We start from the raw sequence: 25,415 nt of genomic DNA on the forward strand, positions 1-25,415 counted from the left end.
CGCCTCACAAGGCGCTGCCGACGTACTTGGTCTCGAGGTACTCCTCGATGCCCTCGAAGCCGCCCTCGCGGCCGAACCCCGAGTGCTTGACGCCGCCGAACGGGGCGGCGGGGTTGGACACGATGCCGGTGTTGACGCCGACCATGCCGAAGTCCAGCGCCTCGCTGACGCGGAGCACGCGGGCGTGGTCGCGGGTGAAGACGTAGGCGACCAGGCCGTACTCGGTGTCGTTGGCCCGCCGGACCGCTTCGTCCTCGTCGCCGAAGGTGGAGACCGGCGCGACCGGCCCGAAGATCTCCTCGCGGAACACCCGTGCCGAGGCGGGTACGTCGACCAGGACCGTGGGCGGGTAGAAGTGTCCGGCACCGTCGGGGACCGCGCCGCCGACGAGCGTCCGCGCACCGGCGGAGACGGCGTCCTCGACGAGCTCGTGGACGCCGGCGCGGGCCTTCTCGGTGATGAGCGGACCCACGTCCACCCCGTCCTCCGTGCCGTCCCCGACCGTCAGGGCTCCCATGCGCTCGGCGAACCGGCGGGAGAACTCGTCGGCGACCGACTCGTGCACCAGGAACCGGTTGGCCGAGGTGCAGGCCTCGCCGATGTTGCGCATCTTGGCCAGCATCGCGCCGTCGACCGCGGCGTCGAGGTCGGCGTCCTCGAAGACGAGGAAGGGTGCGTTGCCGCCGAGCTCCATCGACACCCGCAGCAGCTGGTCGGAGGCCTGGGCGACGAGCTTCTTGCCGACCACGGTGGACCCGGTGAAGGTGAGCTTGCGGAGACGCGGGTCCTTGATGATCGGCTCGCAGACGCCGCCGGAGTCGGTGGTGGTGAGGACGTTGAGCACGCCGGCCGGCAGGCCGACCTCCTCGAGCAGCGCCGCCAGGGCGAGCATCGTGAGGGGGGTCTCGGCGGCGGGCTTGACCACCATCGTGCAGCCGGCGGCGATGGCGGGCCCGATCTTGCGGGTCCCCATCGCGAGCGGGAAGTTCCAGGGCGTGATCATCAGCGTCGGGCCGACCGGCCCCTTCATGGTGATCAGCCGCGTGTTGCCGGCGGGCGCGGGGGAGTAGCGCCCGTGGATGCGGACGGCCTCCTCGGAGAACCACCGGAAGAACTCGGCGCCGTAGGTCACCTCGCCCCTCGCCTCGGCCAGCGTCTTGCCCATCTCCAGGGTCATCAGCCGGGCGAAGTCGTCGGCCCGCTCGGTGAGCAGCTCGAACGCGCTGCGCAGCACCTCGCCCCGCTTGCGCGGCTCGGTGGCACGCCACTCCTGCTGGGCCTCCGCGGCGGCGGCGAGGGCGCGCTGGCCGTCCTCCGGCCTGGCGTCGGCGACGCGCGTGAGGACGCCGGCGTCGGCCGGGTTGTGCACCTCGAAGGTCGCGCCTCCCGTGGCGTCGACCCAGTCGCCGCCGATGAGGAGCTGGGTGGGAACGGTCTCGATCACGGAGTCAGTCACGGCCATCACCCCACCCTGCCACCAGGGCCACCGACCGCCTCCTCGAAGGCGGCCTCGAACACGTCGAGCCCCTCGGCGAGCAGGTCGTCGCCGATCGCGAGCGGTGGCAGGAACCGGAACACGTTGCCGAAGGTGCCGCACGTCAGCGTGACCAGCCCCTGCGCCGAGCAGGCCCGGTGCACGGCGCCTGCGAGCGCGGCGTCCGGCGTACGTCCCGGGCCGTCGCTGACCAGCTCGACCGCCAGCATGGCGCCGCGTCCGCGGACGTCGCCCACCCGGTCGGGGTGGCGCTCGGCGAGGGCGCGGAGCCGCGGCAGGAAGGCGGCCTCGATCTCACGTGCGCGGGCGGGCAGGTCCTCGGCCTCCATGGTCTCGATCGCGGCGAGCGCAGCGGCGCAGGCGACGGGGTTGCCGCCGTAGGTGCCGCCGAGGCCGCCGACGTGGACGGAGTCCATCACGTCCGCACGACCCGTGACGGCTGCCAGGGGCAGGCCGCCGGCCATGCCCTTGGCGGTGGTCACCAGGTCCGGGACGACCCCCTCGTGGTCGGACGCGAACCAGTCGCCGGTGCGCGCGAAGCCGGTCTGGATCTCGTCGGCGATCAGCAGGATGCCCTGCTCGCGGCACCAGTCGGCGACGCGCGGCAGCCAGCCCGGCGGCGGCACGATGAAGCCGCCCTCACCCTGGATCGGCTCGATCAGCACGGCGGCGCACTGGTCCTCGCCCACCTGCGCGTGGACGGTGTTGACGAAGGCCTCGAACGCCTCGTCGGCGCACGCCTCGGCGCCACCGGGCCAGCGGTAGGGGTAGGCCATGGGGGCGCGGTAGATCTCGCCGGCGAAGGGCCCGAAGCCGTGCTTGTAAGGCATGTTCTTCGCGGTCAGCGCCATCGTGAGGTTGGTGCGGCCGTGGTAGGCGTGGTCGAAGACGACGATCGCGTCGCGGCCCGTGTGGTGGCGCGCGACCTTGACGGCGTTCTCCACCGCCTCGGCCCCGGAGTTGAAGAGCGCCGACCGCTTCTCGTGGTCGCCCGGGGTCAGGTCGGCCAGCTTCTCGCAGACTGCGACGTACTCCTCGTAGGGCGTGACCATGAAGCAGGTGTGGGTGAAGTCGGCGACCTGGCGCTGCACCGCCTCGACCACGCGCGGGGCGGCGTTGCCGACCGTGGTGACGGCGATGCCCGAGCCGAAGTCGATCAGCTGGTTGCCGTCGACGTCGCGCAGGATGCCGCCGCCCGCCTGCTCGACGTAGACCGGCAGCGTCGTGCCGATGCCGGCCGAGACGGCCGCGACCTTGCGCGCCTGGAGCGCCTGCGAGCGCGGGCCGGGGATCTCGGTGGCCAGGATCCGTTGCTGGCTGAGCGTCATGTTCGGTTCTCCATCCCCCAGGGAGAGCCGTAGCCCTCTGGCTTGGGTGCGGCGAGCAGGTCGAGGAAGGGCTTCGGCGGCAGGGCCTCGGGCCCCAGGACGCCGCTGCCCGACCAGGTGCCGTCGGCCAGGAGCTCCAGCGCGACGACGGGGTTGATCGCGGTCTGCCAGACCACGCACTGCGCGCCGTAGTCGCGCATCGAGTCGGCGTTGTCGACGACGTGGAAGAGGTACGTCGACCGGGGTGCGCCGTCCTTGCCGGTGCCGGTGACGAGGAGCCCGGCGCACGTCTTGCCCTCCATCCGGGGGCCGATCGTGGCCGGGTCCGGCAGGCACGCCGCCACCACGTCGCGGGGCGAGACCTGCACCCCCTTGACCGACACCGGCTCGGTCGAGTCGAGGCCGAGCGTGTGAAGGGTGCGGAGGATGCCGATCATCTCCTCGCCCAGGCCGTACTTGAAGGTGACCCGGTCGGCCTCGACCCAGCGAGGCATGAGGAGCACCTCCTCGTGCTCGACGTGCACGCACTCGACGGGCCCGATGCCCTCGGGGAAGTCGAACACCTCGGGCTCGGAGAACGGCGGCAGCGTGAAGAAGCCGGCCTCCAGGTCGCCACCGCCCCGCTCCCGCTCCCACACCACGGGCGGGTTGAGGCACTCCTCGATGATGGTCCACATCGAGAAACCGGGGGCGAACACCTCGTTGCCGTGGTCGTCGCGGATGACGAGGTTGGCGCCGTCGCGGGTGCCGAGCTCGTCGATGTGGTCGAAGAGCTCGTCGGCGGCGTAGCGGGCGAACACGTCGGAAAGACCGGGCTCCACACCGATGCCGAGGAGGGCGAGCCGCCCCGCCGCCTCCCACTCCGCGGCCCGGGCGAACTGCTCGTCGCCGAGCTTCACGCCGACCTTCTCGTAGGGGGCTTCGGGGTGGCGCGCGGACAGGCTCATCGCCATGTCGAGGTAGTCGGCGCCCGCGGCGAGCGCCCCGGTGAAGATGGGCATCACGAACCGCGGGTCCACGGCGTTGAAGACGTGGGTGGCCCGGACCTCGCGGGCGAGCGCGGTCACCGCCTCGGCGTCGGAGGCGTCGACCTGCGCGGCGCTGAAGCGCTCCTCGCCCGTACGACGTCCGCGTGCCGCCTCGACGGTGCGCTCGGCCCGCTCGACGTCGTAGTCGGCCACCACCCAGGCCTCGAAGAAGTCGCGCTCCACCGCGATCCGGGCCGCGGCGTCACCGACGCCACCGGCACCGACCATCAGCACGCGCATGGGTTCAGGCACTCGATCTCTCCTAGTGGGGAAGGGGGTCAGCTCTTGTACTTCGAGGCCCGCAGCGAGCTCACGGCCTGTGCGCCCACGACGAGCAGGACGGCGATCACGAACATCGAGAAGCCGATGACGTTGGCCTCGGCGGGGATGCCGCGCCGCGAGGCGACGTAGACGAACTTGGGGAACGTCGACTCGTTGCCGGAGACGAAGTTGGTGATGATGAAGTCGTCGAAGGACAGCGAGAAGGCGAGCATCGCCGCACCGGCGATGCCGGGCAGGATCAGCGGGAAGGTCACCTTCCAGAAGGTCTGCATCGGGCTCGCGTAGAGGTCCTGGGCAGCTTCCTCGATCCGTGGGTCGAGGGACTGGATGCGAGCCCTGACCGTGACGACCACGAAGCTCACGCAGAACATGATGTGCGAGAAGACGATGGTGCCGAAGCCGAGGTTGATCCCGATGTTGGCGAAGCCCTGCACGAAGATCGTCAGCAGCGCGGCGCCCATGACGATCTCCGGCGTGGCCATCGGCACGAAGATCAGCACGTTGCTGGCCGCCTTGCCCCGGAACCGGTAGCGGACCATCGCCAGCGCCATCAGCGTGCCGAGGACCGTGGCCACGACCGTGGAGATCACGCCGACCTCGAGCGAGGTGACCAGCGACTCGCACACGCCCTGCACGCCGCAGGGGTCCTGCCAGTGCTTCCACGTGAAGCCCTGCCACACGATGTTGGTCTTGCCGTGGTCGTTGAACGAGAAGGCGAACGTGTAGGCGACCGGGAGGAAGAGGTAGAGGAGCACCAGGATCGCGCTGATCATCGCGAAGTGGTTGGCCAGCCAGACCTGGGCGCGCTTGCCGGCGGACGGCCGGTAGGCCGTCGGCCGGGTCGTGGTCGCGGGTGGGGTCGGGCGCGTCGTCGTGGTCATCTCACACCAGCTCCTCGGTGCCGAAGCGGCGTACGTAGAGGAAGACCAGGACGAGGATCGCGGCCATGAGGGTGAAGGACAGCGCCGCCGCCACCGGGTAGCCGCCGGGGACGGCGAGGAACTGGTCGTTGATGACGTTGCCGATCATCTTGCCGCGCTGGGGGCCGAGGAGCTCCATGTTGACGAAGTCGCCCGCCGCCGGGATGAAGGTGAGCAGCGTCCCGGCGAGGACACCCGGCATCGAGATCGGGAGCGTCACCGTCCGGAAGGTCGTGAACCCGTTGGCGTAGAGGTCGCCGCCGGCCTCGATGACGCGCGGGTCGGCGCGTTCGAGCGAGGCGTAGATGGGCAGCACCATGAACGGCAGGAAGTTGTAGGTGAGGCCCGCGACCACCGCGATGGGGGTGTTGATGATGTGCCCGTTGGGGAGGACGTGCAGGAAGTTGAGGACGCTCGCCACCCACCCCTCGTCCGCGAGGATCTGCGACCACGCGAACGTGCGCAGGATGAACGAGGTGAAGAACGGCGCGATGACGCAGATCATCATCAGGTTGCGCCACCTCCCGGCCTTGAACGCCATGGCGTACGCCAGCGGGTACGCCACCGCGAACGCCAGCAAGGTCGCCAGGCCGGCGTAGAGGAACGACCGGGCGAAGTGCGGGGCGTAGTCGGTGAGGGCGCTGGCGTAGTTGGAGAAGTTGAGGTCGCGGTAGTAGTAGCCCGGGAAGCCGGGGTAGCGGCTCTGCAGGCTCACCGACGCGAGCTGCACCAGCGGCAGCAGGAAGAAGACGCCGAGCCACAGCACGCCCGGCAGCATCAGCAGGTAGGCCGTCCAGGACCGCTGCTTGGCCTCGGGCGCCGCGGGCGCGGGCTCCAGGTCCGGGTCACCGGCCACCTGGGCGAGCGCGCTCATGCGGGGTCCCCGGGGAGTCGTGCCGCAGGACGGCCTGGGGTGCTCACGAGACCTCCGCAGGGACACCGAACGCGTGCCCGGGGTTCCAGGTCAGCCAGACCTCGTCGCCGGGTCGCAGGTCGAGCGGCTCGACGTCGAGGTTCTGCTCGTAGCAGCTCCAGGTCGTGCCGCTCGGCATGTCGACCAGGTAGCTGGTGGCCACGCCCAGGAAGGACACGTCGCGCACCACGCCCCGGACGTCGTTGCCAGCGCCCTCCGGCTGCCTGCGCGACACGGTGACCTTCTCCGGCCGGACGCCGAAGAGCACCTCGCCCTCGTGCACCTGGGAGCGGGACTTGAGGATCTTGACCGGCGTGCCGAGCACGTTGACGACGAGGTGGTCGCCGTCGACGTCCTTGATGGTGCCGACGCCCGTGTTGGCCTGCCCGAGGAAGTCGGCGACGAACTTGGTGCGGGGCAGGTCGTAGAGCTCCTCCGGTGCGCCGAGCTGCTCGATCTGGCCCTTGTGCATCACGGCCACGGTGTCGGCCATGGTCATGGCCTCCTCCTGGTCGTGGGTGACGTGGATGAAGGTGAGGCCCACCTCGGTCTGGATGCGCTTGAGCTCGACCTGCATCTCGCGGCGCAGCTTGAGGTCGAGCGCGCCCAACGGCTCGTCCAGCAGCAGCACCTCCGGGTGGTTGACCAGGGCTCGCGCCAGCGCCACCCGCTGCTGCTGGCCTCCGGAGAGCTGGGACGGCTTGCGCGCGGCGAAGGACGACATCTGCACCAGCTCCAGCGCCTCCTCGGTGCGCTGGGCCGCGTCGGCGACCTTGCGCCGCTTGGGACCGAAGGCGACGTTGTCGCGGATCGTCAGGTGCGGGAACAGCGCGTAGGACTGGAACACCGTGTTGACCGGGCGCTCGTAGGGCCGCGAGCCGGTCAGGTCGGTGTCACCGATCGTCACCCGCCCGGCGGTGGGCTGCTCGAGGCCGGCGATCATCCGGAGCGTGGTCGTCTTGCCGCAGCCCGACGGGCCGAGCAGGGCGAAGAAGGAGCCGCGGGGGACCAGGAGGTCGATGCCGTCGACGGCGGTGAAGTCCCCGAACCTCTTGGTGACGCCCTCGAGCCGGAGGTCGCCGCTCGCTTCGCGAAATCCGGCCATGTCAGTTCCCCATCACCTTCGTGGACCAGAGGTCGGCGTACAGGATGTCCTCGTCCGCGTCGAGCACCCGGAACTGCTGGACGTTGTTGTCCTCGATGAACTCGACGCTCGGGAAGATCCACGGGCTCTCGGCGAGCTCGGGGTCGATCTTCTCCATCTCGGCCTGGGCGCCCTCGACGGGACACACGTAGTTGACCCACGCCGCCACCTGCGCCGCGACCGCCGGCTCGTAGTAGTAGTCCATCAGCCGCTGGGCGTTCGAGCGGTGGGTCGAGGTGATCGGGACCATCAGGTTGTCCGACCAGAGCGTGCCGCCTGACTCCGGCAGGGTGAAGGTCCAGTTGGGGTCCTTGGTGTCGGCGGCGAGGACGAAGATGTCACCGCTCCACGTGATGCCGGCCACCGCGTTGCCGCTGGTGAGGTCCTCCATGTAGGAGTTGCCCTTCACCTTGCGGATGTAGCCCTCGTCGATCTTCTGCTCGATGAAGTCGAGCGCCTTCTCGAACTCCGCCTGCCCCCAGTCGCTCTCGATGTCGACGCCCTGGGACTGCATGACCAGGCCGGCGGTGTCGCGGAACTCGGAGAGCACGACGACGCGGCCCTTGAGGTCGTCGGTCCACAGGTCGTCGAGGGACTTCAGCTCGCGACCGACCTTCTCCTTGTTGTAGCCGATGCCCGCGAAGCCGCTCTGCCACGTGATCGAGTGGAGCCGGCCGGGGTCGAAGGAGGCGTCCTTGAGCGGCTGCAGGAGGTTGCTCACCACGTTGGGCATCTGGATCAGCTCGAGCGGCTGGACGACCTGGTCTCGGATGAGCCGGGCTGCCATCCAGTCGGTCAGCGTGATGATGTCGCGGTCGATGTCCTGACCGGCACGCAGCTGCGGGCCGACTTTGGCGTAGTAGGAGTCGTTGTCGTCGATCTCCTCGAAGTAGTCGACGTCGATGCCCGACTGCTCGATGAAGGCCGAGAGGGTCGGGGACGTCGTCTCCTTGCCGTTCATGTCGAGGTACGCCGTCCAGTTGGCCCACTTGAGCGTCTTCTCCTTGTCGGAGACGTCGGTGGGCAGGTCGAGGCTGGCGATGCCTCCGGCCGCGGGCGGCTCGGGCGGGGCGCACCCGGTGAGCGCCAGGCCGGCGCCCGCCGCGACGCCGGTGCCGAGCAGCGCCCGGCGGCTGAGCCCGCCTGAGGCGGCCGCGGTCAGGGCTGCGGCCGGCGCGGACTGGGGGCGCCGTCGGCGCGGGATGGGTCTCATCGGTGCATCTCCTCCGCTTCGCCCCCGAGTCGTGCAGGTGTGGTGGTCGTGGCTGTGTCGACAATGGTGCTCGCCATGTGGTCGCTCGCCGCTCAGCCCTCGATGTTGGCCATGACGTGCTTGATGCGCGTGTAGTCCTCGAAGCCGTACATCGAGAGGTCCTTGCCGTAGCCGGACTTCTTGTAGCCGCCGTGCGGCATCTCCGCGACGAGCGGGATGTGGGTGTTGATCCACACGCAGCCGAAGTCGAGCGCCTTCGACATCCGCATCGCCCGGCCGAAGTCCTTGGTCCACACCGACGACGCCAGGCCGTAGTCGACGCCGTTGGCCCAGCGGAGCGCCTCCTCCTCGTCGGTGAAGCGCTGGACCGTGATGACGGGGCCGAAGATCTCGTTCTGGATCGCCTCGTCGTCCTGGCGCAGGCCGGACAGGACGGTGGGCTCGAGGAAGTAGCCGTCGCCGAGGTCCGTACGACGGTTGCCGCCCGCCGACACGGTCGCGTGGGACGGCAGGTCCTCGATGAACCGGCTCACCCGGGCCAGCTGCGTGGCGTTGTTGACGGGGCCGAAGAGGGCGTCCTCGTCGTCGGGCAGGCCCACCGGTGCCGAGCCCCTCGCGTAGTCCGCGAGCGCCGCCACGAAGTCGTCGTGGATGCCGGGGGCGACCAGGACGCGGGTGGCGGCCGTGCAGTCCTGGCCGGCGTTGAAGTAGCCGGCGATCGCGATGCCCTCGACGGCGGCCTCGATGTCGGCGTCGTCGAAGACCACGACCGGCGCCTTGCCGCCCAGCTCGAGGTGCACCCGCTTGACCTGCGGGGCGGCGCTCGCCGCGACCTCGGCGCCGGCGCGGACCGATCCGGTGATCGCGACGAGCCCGGGCGTCGGGTGCTCGACGAGGAGGCGGCCGGTCTCGCGGTCGCCGGTGACGACGTTGAGCGTCCCGGCCGGGAGGAACTCGGAGGCGAGCTCGGCCAGCCGCAGCGTGCCCTCGGGGGTGGTGTCGCTGGGCTTGAGGACGACCGTGTTGCCGGCGGCGAGGGCCGGGCCGATCTTCCACACGGCCATCAGCAACGGGTAGTTCCACGGGGTGACCTGGCCGACGACGCCGATCGGCTCGCGACGGATCCACGAGGTGTGCCCCGCCATGTACTCGCCCGCCGCCTTGCCCTCCAGCACGCGGGCCGCCCCGGCGAAGAACCGGAGCTGGTCCACCATCGGCGGGATCTCCTCGCTCGCGGTGAGCGCCTTGATCTTGCCGGTGTTGGCCGACTCGAGGTCGATCAGCTCCTCGGCGTGGGACTCGATCGCGTCGGCGATCTTCAGCAGCGCCTGCTGGCGCTCGCTGGGCGTCGTACGCCCCCACTCGCCGAAGGCGCGGTCGGCGGCCTCGTAGGCCGCGTCCACCTCCTCCGCCCCGCTGACGGGCGCCTGGGCGACGACCTGGCCGGTCGTCGGGTCGACGACGTCGCTCGTTGCGCCGGCGCTGCCGTCGACGTACGTGCCACCGATGAAGTTGCGCAGCGTGCGTGGGCTGGTCACGGGGTCCTCCCGGTCGGGTGCGGTGAGGGGAGACTAGGACGGGTGGGCCCGCAATCGCCATACTTGTTGCCGAAGATTGTGCGGGAATCGCGGAATTAACAGTCCGGAAATGCGGATTCCACGCTCGGTGACTTGCGAACGGGCGATGTCCCGTCCACCATGGCGCCATGAGCGAGCGCATGGGGCACGAGCATGGGTGAGGGACAGGTCCGCCTCGACGCGACCGCCAAGCGCATCATCGAGCTGCTCCAGGAGGACGGCCGGATCTCCTACGCCGCGATCGCCAAGGCGGTCGGGCTGTCGGAGGCGGCCGCCCGGGCCCGGGTCCAGAAGCTGCTCGACTCCGAGGTGATGCAGGTCGTCGCGGTCACCGACCCCACCCAGGTCGGCTTCACCCGCCAGGCCATGATCGGCGTCCGCACCGAGGGCGACCCGATGAAGGTCGGCGATCGCCTGGCCGAGGTGCCGGAGGTCGACTACGTGGTCACCACCGCCGGCAGCTTCGACCTCCTCGTCGAGGTGGTGTGCGAGGACGACCCGCACCTGCTCGACGTCATCCGTCAGGTCCGCGAGCTCGAGGGCGTGGTCTCCTCGGAGACCTTCGTCTACCTCAAGCTCAACAAGCAGCACTACAACTGGGGAACGAGATGAGCCTCCACTCCACCGAGGGCAAGCCCTACGACGAGTCCTTCGACTACCAGGCCGCCGGCCGCGACCACCTCTGGTTGCACTTCACGCGGCACTCGACCTACGAGAACGGCGGCGAGATGCCGCTGATCGTGAAGGGCGAGGGCCACAAGATCTGGGACAGCCACGGTCGCGAGTACATCGACGGGCTGGCCGGCCTGTTCGTCGTCCAGGTCGGTCACGGCCGCGAGGAGCTGGCCGAGGCGGCCGCGAAGCAGGCCAAGGAGCTGGCGTTCTTCCCGCTCTGGTCCTTCGCGCACCCGCGTGCCGTCGAGCTCGCCGACCGCATCGCCGCGATGGCGCCCGGCGACCTCAACCGCGTCTTCTTCACCACCGGCGGCGGCGAGGCCGTCGAGTCCGCGTGGAAGCTGGCCAAGCAGTACTTCAAGCTCACCGGCAAGCCCAACAAGCACAAGGTCATCTCCCGCGCCGTGGCCTACCACGGCACCCCGCAGGGTGCGCTGTCCATCACCGGCATCCCGCCGCTGAAGGAGATGTTCGAGCCGCTCGTGCCGGGCGCCCACAAGGTCCCCAACACCAACTTCTACCGCCGCCCGGAGTACATCGGCGACGACGAGAAGGCCTTCGGCCGCTGGGCCGCGGACCGCATCGCCGAGGCGATCGAGTTCGAGGGCCCCGACACCGTCGCCGCCGTCTTCCTCGAGCCCGTACAGAACGCCGGCGGCTGCTTCCCGCCGCCGCCCGGCTACTTCGAGCGGGTCCGCGAGATCTGCGACGAGTACGACGTCCTGCTCGTCTCCGACGAGGTCATCTGTGCCTTCGGGCGCGTGGGGGAGATGTTCGGCGCGGCCGAGTTCGGCTACCAGCCCGACATCATCACCTGCGCCAAGGGCATGACCTCCGGCTACTCGCCGATCGGGGCGATGATCGCCAGCGACCGGCTGTTCGAGCCGTTCAGGTCGGGCACGACGGCCTACGCCCACGGCTACACCTTCGGGGGGCACCCGGTCTCCTCGGCGGTGGCGATGGCCAACCTCGACATCTTCGAGCGCGAGGGCCTCACCGACCACGTCCAGCAGAACGCCCCCGCGTTCCGGGCGACCCTGGAGAAGCTCCTCGACATCCCGATCGTCGGCGACGTGCGCGGCCACGGCTACTTCTACGGCATCGAGCTGGTCAAGGACCGCGAGACCAAGGAGACGTTCGACGACGCCGAGTCGGAGCGGCTGCTGCGCGGCTACCTCTCCGGCGCGCTCTGGGAGGCCGGTCTCTACTGCCGCGCCGACGACCGCGGCGACCCCGTCATCCAGCTCGCCCCGCCGCTCATCATCGGCCAGCCGGAGTTCGACGACATCGAGCAGCGACTGCGCTCGGTGCTGACCGGAGCCCTCGAGCACCTCTGACCCGCGCGCGCTGATGTGCGTCCGACCCGGGGGAGCGGGGAGGATGGGCCCGTGAACGACGCCCTACGCCCCGCCCGCCCGCACCACAAGCTGACCGCGGACGGACGCCGGATGCGGGAGGTGCTCACCTACTCGCGGCGGGGCAACCGGTTCACGCCGCGACAGGCGGAGTCGTGGGCCGCCCACCACGCCGACTGGGTGATCCCCGAGGAGGCCGTCGACCGGCCCGGCTTCGCCCTCGCGGAGTGGTTCGGCCGTGAGGCGCCGCTGATCGTCGAGATCGGCCCGGGCATCGGCGAGGCGACCTCGGTGCTGGCTGCCGCGCGCCCCGACCACGACGTGCTGGCCCTCGAGGTGTGGCTCCCCGGCATCGCCGACTCGCTGTGGCGCGTCGCCGAGGCGGGGGCCGACAACGTGCGGTTCTGCTCCGTCGACGCGGTCTGGACCCTGGAGAACCTGCTCGGCCCGGCCAGCGTCGCCGAGCTGTGGACCTTCTTCCCCGACCCGTGGCGCAAGACCAAGCACCGCAAGCGGCGGCTGGTCAACCCGGCCAACGCCGCGCTCGCCTCGTCCCGGCTGGTGCCGGGCGGCGCGTGGCGGCTGGCCACCGACTGGGCGGACTACGCCGACCAGATGCGCGAGGTCCTCGACGCCGAACCGACCCTGGAGGGCGGCCCCGCGGAGCGGTGGGACGAGCGGCCGGTGACCCGGTTCGAGCGCAAGGGCCGCGACGTCGAGCGCGACATCGTTGACTTCTGCTACCGCCGGTCCGACCGGGGCTGATCGAGCACCAGGCCCGCCTCGCGCAGCAAGTGCTCGAGCCGCAGCCGCTCGGCCTCGCGGTCGGTCCCCTCGCGCAGGTCGGTGAGCAGGTCCGGCACCCTGAGGGCGCGTGCCGCCTGGCCCAGCAGGTCGTCGTACGCCGCCGTGGTCCCGCGCCGGCGGGCCATCGGCGTCCCGGGCGCCGGTGCGAGCACCAGCGGCCGGACGCGGCGCAGGGCGGCCGCGAGCTCCTCGATCGCCGGGACCGACGGCTCCGGCGGGGGAGGGGAGAGGCGCGTGCGCACGCCCCGTAGGACGAGCGCGACCAGGCCGGCCATCCTCCGACGGTAGGTCGGCCCCGGGGGCGCCGCAAGGGCCTTGCTCGAGCGGCGCCGGTTCGCCGTCCGTGCGCCCCGGAGCGTAGGCTGGCGACTTCCCGGGACATCGGGAGCGGGCCACGTGCTCCACCGTCATTGCGATTTGGCGTGGGCGTGCGGAGTCTGTCAAGATGTTCCGGTTGCTCCGGCGGGTCGCCGGGGTGCGGCACACCTTGACTTCTGAATCGCGTCTCCTTTGATCGAGCCAGTCGTCTGCGTGCACCGCACCGGATCACATGGTGATCGGAGACTCGACCAGATCCGACAACCGTCGGGTGCCACCCAGAGCTACACCGACCTCCCGGGGTCGTGTCACGAGGCCCAATGTTTTCAGTTGGGGGCGCGACACGCCCGACCGCGGGGGTCGGAGGGTGGAGGAGAGACAGGCGGCGCTCGCCCACCAGGGGCCGGGAGCCGAAACCAGACCAGGCGTACGAGATCGAAGAGGACAGGGACCTATGGCGGGACAGAAGATCCGCATCAGGCTCAAGGCCTATGACCACGAGGTGATCGACACCTCGGCGCGGAAGATCGTGGACACCGTCACCCGTACGGGTGCGAAGGTCGCCGGCCCTGTGCCGCTGCCGACCGAGAAGAACGTGTACTGCGTCATCCGTTCGCCCCACAAGTACAAGGACTCCCGCGAGCACTTCGAGATGCGGACGCACAAGCGTCTGATCGACATCATCGACCCGACGCCGAAGACCGTCGACTCGCTGATGCGTCTCGACCTGCCTGCCGGTGTCGACATCGAGATCAAGCTCTGAGGCGCGACATGGCTAAGACTTTCGAACGCAACGTGAAGGGCCTGCTGGGCACCAAGCTCGGCATGACCCAGCTGTGGGACGAGAACAACAAGGTCGTCCCCGTGACCGTGATCGCCGCGAGCACCAACGTGGTCACCCAGATCCGCCAGCCCGAGGTGGACGGCTACAACGCCATCCAGGTCGGCTTCGGCGAGATCGAGGCCCGCAAGGTGAACTCGCCCGACGCCGGTCACTTCGCCAAGGCCGGGGTCACCCCCCGCCGCCACATGGTGGAGATCCGCACCGCTGACGCTGCCGCCTACACCGTGGGCCAGGAGCTGACCGTCGAGACCTTCGCCGCAGGCGAGGAGATCGACGTGACCGGCACCAGCAAGGGCAAGGGCTTCGCCGGTGTCATGAAGCGTCACGGCTTCCACGGTGTCTCCGCCTCACACGGCGCGCACCGCAACCACCGCAAGCCGGGCTCCATCGGCGCCTGCGCCACCCCGGGTCGCGTGTTCAAGGGCACCCGCATGGCGGGCCGCATGGGCAACGACACGGTGACCACCCAGAACCTGACGGTGCACGCCGTCGACGCCGACAAGGGCCTGATCCTGATCAAGGGCGCCATTCCTGGCCCCAAGAACGGTCTCGTCGTCCTTCGCTCGGCCGCCAAGAAGACGCAGGAGGCCTGAGCATGGCTGTCAAGACCGTCAAGGTCGACCTCCCCGCCGAGATCTTCGACGTCGAGGTCAACATTCCCCTGATCCACCAGGTCGTCGTGGCCCAGCAGGCCGCTGCGCGTCAGGGCACGCACTCCACCAAGCGTCGCGGCGAGGTCCGCGGTGGTGGACGCAAGCCCTACAAGCAGAAGGGCACCGGTCGCGCCCGCCAGGGCTCGACCCGCGCGCCGCAGTTCGCCGGCGGTGGCATCGTCCACGGCCCGCAGCCGCGCAGCTACGACCAGCGCACCCCCAAGAAGATGAAGGCCGCCGCCCTGCGCGGTGCCCTCTCCGACCGGGCCCGCAACGACCGCGTCCACGTGGTCGACGCCCTGGTGTCGGGCGACAAGCCCTCCACCAAGGCCGCGCTGGCCTCGTTGGTCTCGCTGACCGACCGCGTGGGCTACCTCGTGGTGCTCGAGCGTTCCGACGCGATCACCTGGCTCTCGCTGCGCAACGCGCCCGAGGTCCACATCGTCGCCGTCGACCAGCTCAACACCTACGACGTGCTCAACGCCGATGACGTGGTCTTCACCAAGGGTGCCTACGACGTCTTCGTGGGTGGCGCCTCCGCTGCTCCGGCCGCGAAGACCGAGTCGGCTGCTGCGCCCGCCTCCGAGCAGGCCACCGACGAGCCGGCCCTGCCGGCCGGCGCGAAGGCCCCGCTCAAGAGCGGCAAGAACCCCAAGGGCTACGACGTCCAGGGCCTGCAGTCCGGCACCTACCTCGTCGAGGGCGACTCCGCCTACGACGTCTCCGGTGGCGACTTCTGGTTCAAGTCCACCGAGGACGCCGAGGCCGCTGGCCTGACCCGCGCCGACGAGAAGGAGAGCGACAAGTGAGCACCCTGCACAAGGACCACCGCGACATCCTGATCGCCCCGGTCGTGTCGGAGAAGAGCTACGGCCTGCTCGACGCCAACAAGTACACCTTCATCGTCCACCCGGACGCCAACAAGACCGAGATCAAGATCGCGGTCGAGAAGGTCTTCGACGTCAAGGTCACCTCGGTCAACACGATCAACCGCCAGGGCAAGACGCGCCGCACCAAGTACGGCCTGGGCAAGCGTCCCAACACCAAGCGCGCAATCGTCAGCCTCGCCGAGGGTCACCGCATCGACATCTTCGGAGGTCCGGTCTCCTGACCGGGCTCCTGACTAGGAACTGATATGGCTATCCGCAAGTACAAGCCGACCACCCCGGGCCGTCGTGGCTCGTCGGTGGCCGACTTCGTCGAGATCACCCGGTCGACGCCCGAGAAGTCGCTGACGCGCCCGCTGCCGAAGAACGGTGGCCGCAACAACCAGGGCCGCATCACCACCCGGCACAAGGGTGGCGGTCACAAGCGCGCCTACCGCATCATCGACTTCCGTCGCTACGACAAGGACGGCGTCCCGGCGAAGGTCGCTCACATCGAGTACGACCCCAACCGCACCGCGCGCATCGCGCTGCTGCACTACGCCGACGGCGAGAAGCGCTACATCGTCGCGCCCAAGGGTCTGACCCAGGGCACCGCGGTGGAGTCCGGCCCCAACGCCGACATCAAGCCCGGCAACAACCTGCCCCTGCGCAACATCCCGGTCGGTACGACCATCCACTGCGTGGAGCTGCGTCCGGGCGGCGGCGCGAAGATCGCCCGCTCGGCCGGCAACTCGGCCCAGCTGGTCGCCCGCGAGGGCAGCCGCGCCACGCTGCGCATGCCTTCGGGCGAGATGCGCTTCGTGGACGTGCGCTGCCGCGCCACGATCGGCGAGGTCGGCAACGCCGAGCAGTCGAACATCAACTGGGGCAAGGCCGGCCGCATGCGGTGGAAGGGCGTTCGCCCGACCGTCCGCGGTGTCGTCATGAACCCGGTCGACCACCCGCACGGTGGTGGTGAGGGCAAGACGTCCGGTGGTCGCCACCCCGTCTCCCCCTGGGGCAAGCCCGAGGGCCGCACGCGCAAGCGCAAGGCCAGCGACTCCCAGATCATTCGTCGCCGCAAGTCCGGCAAGGGTAGGAAGTAACCGACATGCCTCGCAGCCTCAAGAAGGGCCCCTTCGTCGACGGCCACCTTCAGAAGAAGGTGGACGCCGAGAACGAGAAGGGCAGCCACAACGTCATCAAGACCTGGTCGCGCCGGTCGATGATCGTGCCCGACATGATCGGCCACACCATCGCTGTGCACGACGGTCGCAAGCACGTCCCGGTCTTCGTGACCGACTCCATGGTCGGCCACAAGCTCGGGGAGTTCGCCCCCACCCGCACCTACCGCGGGCACGTCAAGGAAGACCGGAAGGGACGCCGTCGATGAGCACCACCGAGCGCAGCCGCACCAGTGCGCGCCGCACCACGCTGCTCGGCGACCAGCCGGGTGCGTACGCGAGCGCACGCTACGTGCGGATCACCCCGATGAAGGCCCGCCGTGTCGTCGACATGGTCCGCGGCCTCCAGGTCGACGAGGCCCTGACCCTGCTGCAGTTCGCGCCGCAGGCCGCCTCCGAGACCGTCTACAAGGTGCTGGAGAGCGCCGTCGCCAACGCCGAGACGACCGAGGGCCTCAACCGGGCCGACCTGGTCCTCTCCGTCGCGATGGTCGACGAGGGCCCGACGATGAAGCGTTGGCGTCCGCGTGCTCAGGGTCGGGCGACCCGCATCAACAAGCGCACGAGCCACATCACCCTCGCGGTGCAGCCGGCTGACGTGCTCACCGCGCCGGGCAAGAAGGCCCGCGCCTCGAAGAACGGAAAGGGTGCCTGATGGGCCAGAAGATCAACCCGAACGGGTTCCGCCTGGGCATCTCCACCGACCACAAGAGCCGTTGGTACGCCGACAAGCTCTACAAGTCGTACGTCGGTGAGGACGTCGCCATCCGCAAGCTGCTCTCCAAGGGCATGGAGCGGGCCGGCATCTCCAAGGTCGAGATCGAGCGCACGCGTGACCGCGTCCGGGTGGACATCCACACCGCGCGTCCCGGCATCGTCATCGGCCGCCGCGGCGCCGAGGCGGACCGCATCCGCGGCGAGCTCGAGAAGCTCACCGGCAAGCAGGTCCAGCTCAACATCCTCGAGGTCAAGAACCCCGAGATCGACGCGCAGCTGGTTGCCCAGGGTGTCGCCGAGCAGCTCTCGGGTCGTGTGCAGTTCCGTCGCGCGATGCGCAAGGCGATGCAGACCTCGATGCGCTCCGGTGCCAAGGGCATCCGGATCCAGTGCTCGGGTCGCCTCAACGGCGCCGAGATGTCGCGCACGGAGTTCTACCGCGAGGGCCGCGTGCCCCTGCACACCCTCCGCGCCGACATCGACTACGGCTTCTACGAGGCCCGTACGACCTTCGGCCGCATCGGCGTGAAGGTCTGGATCTACAAGGGCGAGGTCGCCGGCACCCGTGCCGAGCGCCAGGCCCAGCAGGCTGCCCGCGCCGGTGCCCCCGGCCGCGGCGGTCGTCCCAACACCCGTGGCGGCGAGCGTCCGAGCCGTGGCTCGCGCGGCGACCGCGCTCCTCGCGCCGAGGGCGCTGCTGAGACCTCTGCGGCCCCGGCTGCCGAGGCTGCACCGAGCACCGGACAGGAGGCCTGAACCTCATGTTGATGCCCCGTCGCGTCAAGCACCGCAAGCAGCACCACCCCAAGCGTCGTGGCGCTGCCAAGGGTGGCACCACGCTGGCGTTCGGTGACTTCGGCATCCAGGCGATCGAGGGTCACTACGTGACCAACCGACAGATCGAGTCGGCCCGTATCGCCATGACCCGCCACATCAAGCGTGGCGGCAAGGTCTGGATCAACATCTACCCGGACCGTCCGCTGACCAAGAAGCCTGCCGAGACCCGCATGGGTTCAGGCAAGGGTTCCCCCGAGTGGTGGGTTGCCAACGTCAAGCCCGGCCGCGTCATGTTCGAACTCTCCGGTGTGGACGAGGTGACTGCTCGCGAGGCCATGCGCCGTGCGATGCACAAGCTCCCGATGAAGTGCCGGTTCATCTCCCGTGAGGCCGGTGAATTCTGATGGCTACCAAGCTGAACGCCCACGAGCTCGACGAGCTCGACGCACCCGCCCTCGAGGCCAAGCTGCGCGAGGCCAAGGAGGAGCTTTTCAACCTCCGGTTCCAGGCCGCGACCGGCCAGCTGGAGAGCAACGGCCGCCTGCGCGTGGTCAAGAAGGACATCGCCCGCATCTACACCGTGGTCCGCGAGCGCGAGCTCGGCATCCGCACCACTCCGGGCACCAACGAAGAGGCGAAGGCATGAGCGAGAACACTGCGACCCAGTCGGTCGACGAGCGCAACCAGCGCAAGGTCCGCGAGGGCCTCGTCGTCAGCGACAAGATGGACAAGACCATCGTCGTCGCCGTCGAGGACCGCGTGAAGCACGCCCTCTACGGCAAGGTGCTGCGCAAGACGTCGCGTCTGAAGGCGCACGACGAGACCAACCAGTGCGGCATCGGCGACCGGGTCCTCATCATGGAGACCCGTCCGCTGTCGGCCACCAAGCGCTGGCGCCTCGTCGAGGTGCTGGAGAAGGCCAAGTGACCTGAGGCCCCCCGGCCTCGAGCACAAGTTTCCACATATCAGTTCGGCCAGGCTCGCTCCCCTCTGAGGGGGCGAGAACCAGCTCGACAACCAGGAGAAATCAATGATCCAGCAGGAGTCGCGACTCAAGGTCGCCGACAACACCGGTGCGAAGGAGATCCTCTGCATCCGTGTTCTCGGTGGCTCTGGGCGTCGCTACGCCGGCATCGGTGACGTCATCGTCGCCACCGTCAAGGACGCGATCCCCGGTGGCAACGTCAAGAAGGGCGACGTCGTCAAGGCCGTGATCGTGCGCACCGTCAAGGAGCGTCGCCGCGCCGACGGTTCCTACATCCGCTTCGACGAGAACGCCGCCGTCATCCTCAAGAACGACGGCGAGCCCCGTGGCACGCGCATCTTCGGCCCCGTCGGCCGCGAGCTGCGCGAGAAGCGCTTCATGAAGATCATCTCGCTCGCCCCGGAGGTGCTCTGAAGATGGGTAAGGACATGAACATCAAGAAGGGCGACACCGTCAAGGTGATCGCTGGCAAGGACAAGGGTGCCCAGGGCAAGGTCATCTCGGTGCTCCGCGAGGAGGACCGCGTGATCGTCGAGGGTGTCAACCTCGTCAAGCGCCACACCAAGTCCGTGCAGCAGACCAACACCACCGGCGGCATCATCACCCGCGAGGCGCCCATCCACGTCTCCAACGTGATGCTCGTCGAGGGCGACGGCGTCACGCGTGTCGGCTTCCGCCGCGACGAGGTCACCAAGCGCCGTCCCGACGGCTCGACCTACTCCGCGACCCGGTCCGTCCGCGTGTCCCGCAAGTCCGGCAAGGAGATCTGAGATGGCCGAGACCCAGACCACTGAGATTCCCCGTCTCAAGGCGCGCTACCGCGAGGAGATCATCCCCGCCCTGCGCTCCGAGTTCGACATCGCCAACATCATGCAGGTGCCCGGCCTGACCAAGATCGTGGTCAACATGGGCGTCGGCGAGGCTGCTCGCGACTCGAAGCTGATCGAGGGCGCGATCCGCGACCTCACCGCGATCACCGGCCAGAAGCCGTCCGTGACCAAGGCCCGCAAGTCGATCGCGCAGTTCAAGCTGCGCGAGGGCATGCCGATCGGCGCGCACGTCACCCTGCGCGGCGACCGCATGTGGGAGTTCCTGGACCGCCTGCTGTCCCTGGCCCTGCCCCGCATCCGCGACTTCCGCGGCCTCTCGCCGAAGCAGTTCGACGGTCGTGGCAACTACACCTTCGGTCTCACCGAGCAGGTCATGTTCCACGAGATCAACCAGGACAGGATCGACCGGTCGCGCGGTATGGACATCACCATCGTGACCACCGCCACCAACGACGACGAGGGTCGGGCGCTGCTCAAGCAGCTCGGCTTCCCGTTCAAGGAGAACTGACATGGCGAAGACTGCTCTCAAGGTCAAGGCCGCCCGCAAGCCGAAGTTCGCTGTCCGCGGCTACACCCGCTGCCAGCGCTGCGGTCGCCCGAAGGCCGTCTACCGCAAGTTCGGCCTGTGCCGGATCTGCCTGCGGGAGATGGCCCACCGCGGCGAGCTCCCCGGCGTCACCAAGTCCTCCTGGTAATCACTCACACCCGTTGAAGGTCCCCCGGCTGTGATGCCTGCGGGAAACCACGACGAGAAAGAACCACATCATGACGATGACTGACCCGATCGCAGACATGCTCACGCGTCTGCGCAACGCCAACCAGGCGTACCACGACGCGGTGTCGATGCCCTACAGCAAGATGAAGGCCGGCCTCGCGGAGATCCTCAAGCAGGAGGGTTACATCACCTCCTACGACGTCGCCGACAACGTCACCGCCGAGGGCGAGCCCTCGGTCGGCAAGACGCTGACCGTGACGCTCAAGTACGGCCGCAACCGGGAGCGCTCGATCGCCGGCGTGCGCCGCATCAGCAAGCCCGGCCTGCGCGTCTACGCCAAGAGCACCAACCTGCCCAAGGTCCTCGGTGGCCTCGGCGTCGCGATCATCTCGACGTCGCAGGGACTGCTGACCGACCGCCAGGCGAACCAGAAGGGCGTGGGCGGCGAAGTCCTCGCCTACGTCTGGTGACCCGGACCAACTGAGACCAGGAAGAGAGAGAAGCATGTCGCGCATTGGCAAGCTCCCCATCGCGGTCCCGTCCGGTGTCGACGTCGCGATCGACGAGTCGCTGGTGACGGTCAAGGGGCCCAAGGGCACCCTGTCGCACACCATCGCCGCGCCGATCACGGTCGCCAAGGGCGAGGACGGCATCCTCGAGGTGCAGCGTCCCGACGACGAGCGCAACAGCCGCTCGCTCCACGGCCTGACCCGCACGCTCATCAACAACATGGTGGTGGGCGTCACCGAGGGCTACGAGAAGAAGCTCGAGATCGTGGGCGTCGGTTACCGCGTCCTGCCCAAGGGCCCGACCCAGCTGGAGTTCCAGCTCGGCTACTCGCACCCGATCATCTTCGACGCCCCCGAGGGCATCACCTTCACCGTCGAGGGCCCGACCAAGCTCGGCGTCGTCGGCATCGACAAGCAGCTTGTCGGCGAGGTTGCGGCCAAGATCCGCAAGCTGCGCAAGCCCGAGCCCTACAAGGGCAAGGGCGTGCGTTACTCCGGCGAGCACATCCGTCGCAAGGTCGGAAAGGCCGGTAAGTGACATGGCGATCTCGCTGAGCAACAACAAGCACACCGCCACCCGCGTCCGGGCGCGCCTGCGTCGTCAGGCACGTGGCCGCAAGCGGATCAACGGCACCGCCGAGCGTCCGCGCCTGGTGGTCACCAAGTCGGCCAAGCACCTCTCGGTGCAGGTCGTCGACGACCTGCAGGGTGCCACGCTGGCCTACGCCTCCACCATGGAGGCCGACGTCCGCGGCACCGACGGCGACAAGACCGCCAAGGCCAAGCTGGTCGGCGAGCTGGTGGCGTCGCGCGCCAAGGCGGCAGGTATCGAGGACGTCGTCTTCGACCGCGCCGGCAACAAGTACCACGGCCGCATCGCGGCCCTGGCCGACGCCGCCCGCGAGGGCGGCCTCCAATTCTGATCGCCCGATCGAAGACAATGATGATGAAGGAGCAAGTCTCATGAGCGGAGCCCAGCGCGGACAGCGCGGTGGCGAGCGCCAGTCTGGTGACCGTCGCGGACGCGACAACGGTCGCGGTCAGGCTGACAAGACCGCCTACATCGAGCGCGTCGTGGCGATCAACCGTGTCGCCAAGGTCGTGAAGGGTGGTCGTCGCTTCAGCTTCACCGCCCTCGTGATCGTCGGCGACGGTGAAGGTCTGGTCGGCGTCGGCTACGGCAAGGCGAAGGAAGTTCCCGCGGCGATCGCCAAGGGTGTCGAGGAGGCCAAGAAGGCATTCTTCAAGGTTCCCCGCATCCAGGGCACCATCCCGCACCCGGTCCAGGGCGAGAAGGCCGCAGGCGTCGTCCTGCTGCGTCCCGCCGCTCCCGGTACCGGCGTCATCGCCGGTGGCCCGGTGCGTGCGGTCCTCGAGTGCGCCGGTATCCACGACGTGCTGAGCAAGTCGCTCGGCTCGTCCAACCAGATCAACATCGTCCACGCGACCGTCGAGGCGCTGCGGATGCTCGAGGAGCCCGAGGCCGTGGCCGCCCGCCGCGGCATGCGCGTCGAGGACGTCACCCCGGCCGCGCTGCTCAGGGCGCGCGCCGAGGGTCAGGCCGAGACCGCGGGGGTGCAGTCCTGATGGCACAGCTCAAGGTCCAGCAGAAGCGTGGTCTGGTCGGCCTCAAGGCCAACCAGCGCGAGACCCTGCGGTCGCTCGGTCTCAAGCGGATCGGCGACGTCGTCGTGAAGGAAGACCGCCCGGAGATCCGGGGCATGATCAACACTGTCCGTCACCTGGTGACGTTCGAGGAGGTGGAGTGACATGACGCTCAAGCTGCACCACTTGCGTCCCGCTCCGGGTGCCAAGACCGCCAAGACCCGTGTGGGTCGTGGTGAGGGCTCCAAGGGCAAGACCGCCGGCCGCGGCACCAAGGGCACCAAGGCGCGCTACCAGGTTCCGGCTGCCTTCGAGGGTGGCCAGATGCCGATCCACATGCGCCTGCCCAAGCTGAAGGGCTTCAAGAACCCCTTCCGCGTGGAGTTCCAGGTCGTCAACCTCGACCGGCTCGGCGAGCTGTTCCCCGACGGTGGCACCGTGACCGTCGACGACCTCGTGGCGAAGGGCGCCGTTCGCAAGAACCAGCCCGTCAAGGTCCTGGGTCAGGGTGACATCTCCGTCGCTGTCCAGATCAGCGCCAACGCGTTCTCGACCTCCGCCAAGGAGAAGATCGAGGCTGCCGGTGGCACCGCGACCGTGGCCTGAGGCCACGATCTCGCTCATCCGGTGAAGGCCTGGCCGCACAGTGGGAACTGTCGGCCGGGCCTTCGTCGTTGAGCGGGGAAGCGGGTCGAACCCCGACTGTTAGGCTTCCCCGGGCTCTCAGCCGTACGACGGCGAGGGTGTCTCGTCCGCCCGCCGATCCTGGTCGGGCACCCATACGAAAGAGGAACCAGTGCTAGGCGCGTTCGCCAACGCTTTCCGGACTCCGGACCTGCGGCGCAAGCTGCTCTTCGTCCTGCTGATCGTCACGATCTTCCGACTCGGCTCGCAGGTGCCCACCCCAGGTGTGCACGTCGCCAATGTCCAGGCGTGCATCAACCAGCTCGAAGAGGGTGGCCTCTACAGCCTGATCAACCTCTTCTCGGGTGGTGCGCTGCTCCAGCTCACCATCTTCGCGCTGGGGATCATGCCGTACATCACGGCCTCCATCATCCTGCAGCTGCTCGTCGTGGTGATCCCACGGCTCGAGGCGCTGAAGAAGGAGGGGCAGGCCGGTCAGACGAAGATCACCCAGTACACGCGCTACCTGACCCTGGGACTGGCCGTGCTGCAGGCGACCGGCATCGTCGCCCTCGCGCGCAGCGGCGCCCTGCTGCAGGGCTGCACGCGCGACCTGCTGCACGACGACGGCACCTCGACGTTCCTGGTCATGGTCATCACGATGACGGCGGGCACCGCGGTCATCATGTGGCTCGGTGAGCTCATCACCGACCGTGGCATCGGCAACGGCATGTCGATCCTCATCTTCACCCAGGTCGTCGCGACCTTCCCGGCGGCCCTGTGGAGCGTGCAGACGTCCCAGGGCTGGGTCACCTTCGGCATCGTGATGGTGATCGGCCTCCTCCTCGTGGCCGGCGTCATCTTCATCGAGCAGGCCCAGCGCCGCATCCCGGTGCAGTACGCCCGCCGCATGGTCGGCCGCAAGATGTTCGGTGGCAACTCGACCTACATCCCGCTCAAGGTCAACCAGGCCGGCATCATCCCGGTCATCTTCGCCTCGTCGCTGCTCTACCTCCCGGCTATGGCGGTGCAGTTCAACCCCGAGAGCCAGAACCCAGTGCTCGATTTCATCGGCACCTACCTCGTCGGCGGCGACCACCCGCTCTACATGGCGACGTACTTCCTGCTGATCATCTTCTTCACGTACTTCTACGTCTCGATCACCTTCAACCCTGTCGAGGTGGCGGACAACATGAAGAAGTACGGCGGCTTCATCCCCGGGATCCGGGCGGGCAAGCCGACCGAGGACTACCTGTCCTACGTCCTGTCCCGCATCACGTTCCCTGGAGCGCTCTACCTCGGTGCGATCTCGTTGGTCCCGCTCGTCGCCTTCGCGATGATCGACGCCAACCAGAACTTCCCGTTCGGCGGCACCTCGATCCTCATCATGGTCGGCGTGGCACTCGACACGGTGAAGCAGATCGAGAGCCAGCTCCAGCAGCGCAACTACGAAGGATTCCTGAAGTAGATGAGACTGATCCTCATGGGCCCGCCGGGTGCGGGCAAGGGCACGCAGGCCCGCTTCGTGGCCGAGCACTTCGGCATCCCGGCGATCTCGACCGGTGACATCTTCCGCGCCAACGTCTCCCAGGGCACACCCCTGGGCGTCGAGGCGAAGCGCTTCATGGACGCCGGGGAGTACGTCCCCGACGAGGTCACCAACCTGATGGTGCGCAACCGCATCGACGAGGCGGACGCCGAGCCGGGCTTCCTGCTCGACGGCTACCCCCGCACCCTGGCCCAGGTCACCGAGCTCGACGGGATGATCGCGTTCACCGGCCACCGGCTCGACGCGGTCGTCGTGCTCACGGTCGACCCGGAGGAGCTCGTCCAGCGCCTGCTGCAGCGTGCCCAGACCGACGGTCGCGCCGACGACACCGAGGACGTCATCCGGCGCCGCCAGGAGGTCTACGCCGAGCAGACCGAGCCGCTGATCGGGGTCTACCGCGAGCGCGGGATCCTGGTCGAGGTCGACGGGATGGGTGAGGTCGACGACGTGACGACCCGCATCTTCGACGCCCTCGACGTCGTCCCGCAGAGCTGACGGTCGG

35 protein-coding genes are annotated in these 25,415 nt (G+C 68.9%); 26 read left to right on the top strand and 9 right to left on the bottom strand.

The annotated features are described in order from the left end of the window. Positions 1–4: 4 nt before the first annotated feature. The 8 genes from ACXJKB_RS10670 to ACXJKB_RS10705 all read right to left on the bottom strand — a co-directional run bounded on the left by ACXJKB_RS10670 (position 5) and on the right by ACXJKB_RS10705 (position 9,861). Complete coding sequence (locus ACXJKB_RS10670) at positions 5–1,462, bottom strand: NAD-dependent succinate-semialdehyde dehydrogenase (protein ID WP_457188124.1); 1,458 nt, start codon at positions 1,460–1,462, stop codon at positions 5–7. After that, on the bottom strand, positions 1,462–2,823 hold the full coding sequence (gene gabT / locus ACXJKB_RS10675) for a 4-aminobutyrate--2-oxoglutarate transaminase (protein ID WP_457188126.1): 1,362 nt from the start codon (positions 2,821–2,823) through the stop codon (positions 1,462–1,464). The genes ACXJKB_RS10670 and gabT overlap by 1 nt, the downstream gene beginning before the upstream one ends. After that, positions 2,820–4,103, bottom strand: coding sequence for a saccharopine dehydrogenase family protein (locus tag ACXJKB_RS10680; RefSeq protein WP_457188128.1), 1,284 nt, complete (start codon positions 4,101–4,103; stop codon positions 2,820–2,822). Before ACXJKB_RS10680 ends, gabT begins: the two co-directional genes overlap by 4 nt. 26 nt (positions 4,104–4,129) lie before the next feature. Next, complete coding sequence (locus tag ACXJKB_RS10685; RefSeq protein ID WP_457188131.1) at positions 4,130–5,014, bottom strand: ABC transporter permease; 885 nt, start codon at positions 5,012–5,014, stop codon at positions 4,130–4,132. A 1-nt stretch (position 5,015) separates the two neighbouring features. Beyond that, positions 5,016–5,927 (bottom strand): ABC transporter permease, encoded by a 912-nt coding sequence (locus tag ACXJKB_RS10690; RefSeq protein WP_457188133.1) that lies wholly within the window; start codon positions 5,925–5,927, stop codon positions 5,016–5,018. A gap of 43 nt (positions 5,928–5,970) precedes the next feature. Beyond that, a complete protein-coding gene (locus ACXJKB_RS10695; RefSeq protein ID WP_457188135.1) occupies positions 5,971–7,071 on the bottom strand; it encodes an ABC transporter ATP-binding protein in 1,101 nt (366 codons plus the stop codon). A 1-nt stretch (position 7,072) separates the two neighbouring features. Then, positions 7,073–8,323: an ABC transporter substrate-binding protein gene (locus tag ACXJKB_RS10700; RefSeq protein WP_457188137.1), complete on the bottom strand. Its 1,251-nt coding sequence runs from the start codon at positions 8,321–8,323 to the stop codon at positions 7,073–7,075. Positions 8,324–8,415: 92 nt separating this feature from the next. Continuing rightward, on the bottom strand, positions 8,416–9,861 hold the full coding sequence (locus ACXJKB_RS10705) for a gamma-aminobutyraldehyde dehydrogenase (protein WP_457188139.1): 1,446 nt from the start codon (positions 9,859–9,861) through the stop codon (positions 8,416–8,418). Positions 9,862–10,053: 192 nt separating this feature from the next. Between ACXJKB_RS10705 and ACXJKB_RS10710 the strand changes: the two genes are divergently transcribed. From ACXJKB_RS10710 to trmB, 3 genes are read left to right on the top strand one after another with little or no spacing between them, the layout of a single operon-like run. Next, positions 10,054–10,512, top strand: a complete 459-nt coding sequence (locus ACXJKB_RS10710; protein WP_457188141.1) for an Lrp/AsnC family transcriptional regulator — start codon at positions 10,054–10,056, stop codon at positions 10,510–10,512. Next, positions 10,509–11,912, top strand: coding sequence for an aspartate aminotransferase family protein (locus ACXJKB_RS10715; protein ID WP_457188143.1), 1,404 nt, complete (start codon positions 10,509–10,511; stop codon positions 11,910–11,912). The genes ACXJKB_RS10710 and ACXJKB_RS10715 overlap by 4 nt, the downstream gene beginning before the upstream one ends. A 51-nt stretch (positions 11,913–11,963) precedes the next feature. Beyond that, entirely contained in the window at positions 11,964–12,695 is a 732-nt protein-coding gene (trmB, locus tag ACXJKB_RS10720; protein ID WP_457188145.1) for a tRNA (guanine(46)-N(7))-methyltransferase TrmB, read from the top strand. Here trmB and ACXJKB_RS10725 read toward each other — a convergent pair. After that, complete coding sequence (locus tag ACXJKB_RS10725) at positions 12,671–13,012, bottom strand: hypothetical protein (RefSeq protein WP_457188147.1); 342 nt, start codon at positions 13,010–13,012, stop codon at positions 12,671–12,673. The genes trmB and ACXJKB_RS10725 overlap by 25 nt on opposite strands. A 497-nt stretch (positions 13,013–13,509) precedes the next feature. Between ACXJKB_RS10725 and rpsJ the strand changes: the two genes are divergently transcribed. The 23 genes from rpsJ to ACXJKB_RS10840 all read left to right on the top strand — a co-directional run bounded on the left by rpsJ (position 13,510) and on the right by ACXJKB_RS10840 (position 25,408). After that, entirely contained in the window at positions 13,510–13,818 is a 309-nt protein-coding gene (rpsJ, locus tag ACXJKB_RS10730) for a 30S ribosomal protein S10 (protein WP_008360994.1), read from the top strand. Between the two features lie 8 nt (positions 13,819–13,826). Next, a complete protein-coding gene (gene rplC, locus ACXJKB_RS10735; RefSeq protein ID WP_457188149.1) occupies positions 13,827–14,492 on the top strand; it encodes a 50S ribosomal protein L3 in 666 nt (221 codons plus the stop codon). Positions 14,493–14,494: 2 nt separating this feature from the next. Next, a complete protein-coding gene (gene rplD / locus ACXJKB_RS10740; protein ID WP_457188151.1) occupies positions 14,495–15,361 on the top strand; it encodes a 50S ribosomal protein L4, sunset domain variant in 867 nt (288 codons plus the stop codon). Next, entirely contained in the window at positions 15,358–15,663 is a 306-nt protein-coding gene (rplW, locus tag ACXJKB_RS10745) for a 50S ribosomal protein L23 (RefSeq protein WP_457188153.1), read from the top strand. The genes rplD and rplW overlap by 4 nt, the downstream gene beginning before the upstream one ends. Positions 15,664–15,687: 24 nt before the next feature. After that, the gene (gene rplB / locus ACXJKB_RS10750; protein WP_129453376.1) at positions 15,688–16,524 is read left to right on the top strand and encodes a 50S ribosomal protein L2; all 837 of its coding nucleotides are present in this window, start codon (positions 15,688–15,690) and stop codon (positions 16,522–16,524) included. Between the two features lie 5 nt (positions 16,525–16,529). Continuing rightward, positions 16,530–16,811, top strand: coding sequence for a 30S ribosomal protein S19 (gene rpsS, locus ACXJKB_RS10755; RefSeq protein ID WP_056906592.1), 282 nt, complete (start codon positions 16,530–16,532; stop codon positions 16,809–16,811). Continuing rightward, entirely contained in the window at positions 16,808–17,257 is a 450-nt protein-coding gene (gene rplV / locus ACXJKB_RS10760) for a 50S ribosomal protein L22 (protein ID WP_191194626.1), read from the top strand. The genes rpsS and rplV overlap by 4 nt, the downstream gene beginning before the upstream one ends. After that, positions 17,257–18,075, top strand: coding sequence for a 30S ribosomal protein S3 (rpsC, locus tag ACXJKB_RS10765; RefSeq protein WP_457188156.1), 819 nt, complete (start codon positions 17,257–17,259; stop codon positions 18,073–18,075). Before rplV ends, rpsC begins: the two co-directional genes overlap by 1 nt. Positions 18,076–18,080: 5 nt before the next feature. Then, positions 18,081–18,500 carry a 50S ribosomal protein L16 gene (rplP, locus tag ACXJKB_RS10770; protein WP_129426329.1) on the top strand — a complete coding sequence of 140 codons (420 nt, stop codon included), beginning with the start codon at positions 18,081–18,083 and terminating at the stop codon, positions 18,498–18,500. Then, positions 18,500–18,742: a 50S ribosomal protein L29 gene (gene rpmC / locus ACXJKB_RS10775; protein WP_204811325.1), complete on the top strand. Its 243-nt coding sequence runs from the start codon at positions 18,500–18,502 to the stop codon at positions 18,740–18,742. The genes rplP and rpmC overlap by 1 nt, the downstream gene beginning before the upstream one ends. Beyond that, positions 18,739–19,023: a 30S ribosomal protein S17 gene (gene rpsQ / locus ACXJKB_RS10780; RefSeq protein ID WP_300049831.1), complete on the top strand. Its 285-nt coding sequence runs from the start codon at positions 18,739–18,741 to the stop codon at positions 19,021–19,023. The genes rpmC and rpsQ overlap by 4 nt, the downstream gene beginning before the upstream one ends. 103 nt (positions 19,024–19,126) lie before the next feature. After that, positions 19,127–19,495, top strand: coding sequence for a 50S ribosomal protein L14 (gene rplN, locus ACXJKB_RS10785; RefSeq protein WP_056887123.1), 369 nt, complete (start codon positions 19,127–19,129; stop codon positions 19,493–19,495). A gap of 14 nt (positions 19,496–19,509) precedes the next feature. Continuing rightward, positions 19,510–19,851, top strand: coding sequence for a 50S ribosomal protein L24 (gene rplX / locus ACXJKB_RS10790; RefSeq protein ID WP_457188160.1), 342 nt, complete (start codon positions 19,510–19,512; stop codon positions 19,849–19,851). Position 19,852: 1 nt separating this feature from the next. Further along, positions 19,853–20,419: a 50S ribosomal protein L5 gene (rplE, locus tag ACXJKB_RS10795; RefSeq protein WP_457188162.1), complete on the top strand. Its 567-nt coding sequence runs from the start codon at positions 19,853–19,855 to the stop codon at positions 20,417–20,419. Between the two features lies 1 nt (position 20,420). Beyond that, on the top strand, positions 20,421–20,606 hold the full coding sequence (locus ACXJKB_RS10800; RefSeq protein ID WP_011757321.1) for a type Z 30S ribosomal protein S14: 186 nt from the start codon (positions 20,421–20,423) through the stop codon (positions 20,604–20,606). A 70-nt stretch (positions 20,607–20,676) separates the two neighbouring features. Next, on the top strand, positions 20,677–21,096 hold the full coding sequence (gene rpsH / locus ACXJKB_RS10805) for a 30S ribosomal protein S8 (protein WP_300049842.1): 420 nt from the start codon (positions 20,677–20,679) through the stop codon (positions 21,094–21,096). Between the two features lie 34 nt (positions 21,097–21,130). Then, positions 21,131–21,673, top strand: a complete 543-nt coding sequence (gene rplF, locus ACXJKB_RS10810) for a 50S ribosomal protein L6 (protein ID WP_300049844.1) — start codon at positions 21,131–21,133, stop codon at positions 21,671–21,673. Position 21,674: 1 nt separating this feature from the next. Then, positions 21,675–22,058 (top strand): 50S ribosomal protein L18, encoded by a 384-nt coding sequence (gene rplR / locus ACXJKB_RS10815; RefSeq protein ID WP_457188165.1) that lies wholly within the window; start codon positions 21,675–21,677, stop codon positions 22,056–22,058. Between the two features lie 40 nt (positions 22,059–22,098). Further along, on the top strand, positions 22,099–22,722 hold the full coding sequence (gene rpsE, locus ACXJKB_RS10820) for a 30S ribosomal protein S5 (protein ID WP_457188167.1): 624 nt from the start codon (positions 22,099–22,101) through the stop codon (positions 22,720–22,722). After that, entirely contained in the window at positions 22,722–22,904 is a 183-nt protein-coding gene (gene rpmD / locus ACXJKB_RS10825; RefSeq protein WP_056599717.1) for a 50S ribosomal protein L30, read from the top strand. The genes rpsE and rpmD overlap by 1 nt, the downstream gene beginning before the upstream one ends. 1 nt (position 22,905) lies before the next feature. Then, a complete protein-coding gene (rplO, locus tag ACXJKB_RS10830) occupies positions 22,906–23,346 on the top strand; it encodes a 50S ribosomal protein L15 (RefSeq protein WP_300049852.1) in 441 nt (146 codons plus the stop codon). 190 nt (positions 23,347–23,536) lie between these two features. Then, complete coding sequence (gene secY, locus ACXJKB_RS10835) at positions 23,537–24,832, top strand: preprotein translocase subunit SecY (protein ID WP_457188170.1); 1,296 nt, start codon at positions 23,537–23,539, stop codon at positions 24,830–24,832. After that, on the top strand, positions 24,833–25,408 hold the full coding sequence (locus tag ACXJKB_RS10840) for an adenylate kinase (RefSeq protein ID WP_457188172.1): 576 nt from the start codon (positions 24,833–24,835) through the stop codon (positions 25,406–25,408). The last annotated feature ends 7 nt before the right edge of the window (positions 25,409–25,415 follow it).

The sequence above is a fragment of the Nocardioides sp. P5_E3 genome (genome assembly GCF_054049275.1).